The sequence below is a fragment of the uncultured Nostoc sp. genome (assembly GCF_964247315.1).
In the GTDB taxonomy this organism is placed as follows: Bacteria; Cyanobacteriota; Cyanobacteriia; order Cyanobacteriales; family Nostocaceae; genus Nostoc.
In genome coordinates this window covers 2,784-4,596 of the sequence record NZ_CAXTTT010000209.1, presented here as the reverse complement: position 1 = coordinate 4,596, position 1,813 = coordinate 2,784, and the positions used below count along the sequence as shown (strand labels likewise).

Genomic DNA, 1,813 nt, shown 5'->3' with positions numbered 1-1,813 from the left:
TTCACGTTTCGGTGTTTCGCGCAGTCTGTAACAACTTCCGCTTTCCCTGAAGTTACTTCTGTTTTCAAGTAAGGAAACTCCAAAAAGTAAATCATTTAATTTTACCGAATCAAAAGGACTTTCTCTTCCCCTGCTAAGAAATCCCTGCTCCCCTACGATAAAAACGGTGAAATATTTTTTTAATTGGAAGTCACTAACGGAAAACTCTAAAGCAAATGAGGATCGCTTGACTTTCAAGACAATTTCTACAAGGTGAGCGATCGCACGCACGTTTTCGCACTCTACAATAGTGGCGATCGCTAACGCATTCTACAAGACCAGCGATCGCACGCACGTTAATTCACTCTAGAAGACTAGCGATTACACTTTGCGGATATCTTAGAGATCGCACTACGCATTCTAATATGCGATCGCCTATGGTGGAGAGAACGCGATCGCGTCTCGCGGAAATTGTTCTGGCAAATGATAATGGTGTGGCGGCGCATTGGATTGTAGGGGCGCAAGGCCTTGCGCCCCTACTGACGTTACCATTTTGAAGGATTCTGGGGATGTAATTGATCTGTATTCCAAGATATTGGATTTGTCTGTACGTGTTCACGAATTTTGTATAATGCTGCTTCATTGCGAATGATGTGTTCGTAGTAATTGCGTTGCCATATTGGGACTTTTGGTGTGCCTCGCAATAAATTAATTCGCTTTGTCACAGCCATTTTAAACCCAGCGATTAAAGAGCCAAGCGATCGCGGTTTTCGGTTCGGCATATTGGTTGGTAAAGGCGCATCGGATTGTGGCAACCCATTAGATTGTAGGGGCGCAATGCCTTGCGCCCCTACCGCGTGGTCATTGATCCCAACGCCATGATTTGCCTCAAGGTATGCGAGAGGTTCAATAAAAACAATCCCATGAAAATGGTTGGGCATGACAATCTAGGCATCCAATTTAATCTCTTGACAGAGATTAGGCGATCGCTCCCATTCCTGGACGACAATTTACCCAAATTGATTCAACAGCATCGCCCCATCAACTTTCAGTGCGTGTTTGTTATTTCTTTTTTCCCCAGGTTGAACCTGAAGCAAGTAGGGAAGGAGCTTGGCTAAGTTTTGCATTTTCGCTGTCTGTTTTAGCTTGTTGTGCTTGCTTCTGTTTTTGCTCCATCACGTTTTGTAATTCATTTTGCATATTGACTTCAACTTGGATGCGCATAATATGTCCGGGATCTGAACCTAAAGACTTTAGTTTTCCTCTTTCTTTGATCGACTTGTCAATAGCGTTCTTAAATTCTTGAAGTTTAGATAATAACAGAGTGTTTAATGTACCTTCATTTATATACCCTTTTAGCTCATCAACCTTTGGCTTTAAGCCTTGCACAGTAGCGTTACTTTTAAGCTCATCCTCTGTCATCATACGTTGAATAATATCATGCGATCGCTGCACCACTCCCCCATTCTGTTGCACAACATGAGTCAACTCATGCGCCAACAACTCCTGTCCTCCCCGACTGCCTGGATTATATTCCCCCTGCCGAAAGAACACATCCTGTCCCGTTGTGAAAGCACGCGCCTGAATTGACCGATTCAACTGGTCAGATTGACCATCCGTGTGAACCTTCACCCCACTGAAATCAGCGCCAAACGCCTGTTCCATCGGTTGGCGAATATTGTCCGCCATCCCCTGTCCACCACCCCTGGCTTGGTTAATGGACGCTTCCAGGTCTGGCGCAGCAGCCATCTCAGTCTCAGCCTGACGCTGCACCATCGGCTTCATCTGTAATTCTTCCTCATCCTCTGGCGCTTCTTCTCGTTGCAAAGTGCTA

The 1,813-nt window shown here is 45.2% G+C and carries 4 protein-coding genes; 1 reads left to right on the top strand and 3 read right to left on the bottom strand.

Translation table 11 applies throughout. The features are described from left to right. The coding region (locus tag ACFE93_RS33435; protein WP_375480236.1) for a hypothetical protein at nucleotides 1-270 on the bottom strand (270 nt) is incomplete at its 3' end. A 134-nt stretch (nucleotides 271-404) separates the two neighbouring features. Here ACFE93_RS33435 and ACFE93_RS33430 point away from each other — a divergent pair. Beyond that, a complete protein-coding gene (locus ACFE93_RS33430) occupies nucleotides 405-536 on the top strand; it encodes a hypothetical protein (protein WP_375480234.1) in 132 nt (43 codons plus the stop codon). Here the strand turns inward: ACFE93_RS33430 and ACFE93_RS33425 are convergent. After that, complete coding sequence (locus ACFE93_RS33425; RefSeq protein ID WP_375480232.1) at nucleotides 525-920, bottom strand: transposase; 396 nt, start codon at nucleotides 918-920, stop codon at nucleotides 525-527. The two genes, ACFE93_RS33430 and ACFE93_RS33425, sit on opposite strands and share 12 nt — an antisense overlap. A 121-nt stretch (nucleotides 921-1,041) precedes the next feature. Further along, nucleotides 1,042-1,813, bottom strand: a 772-nt coding sequence (locus tag ACFE93_RS33420; RefSeq protein WP_375480230.1) for a DUF4157 domain-containing protein, incomplete at its 5' end; no start/stop codon positions are given.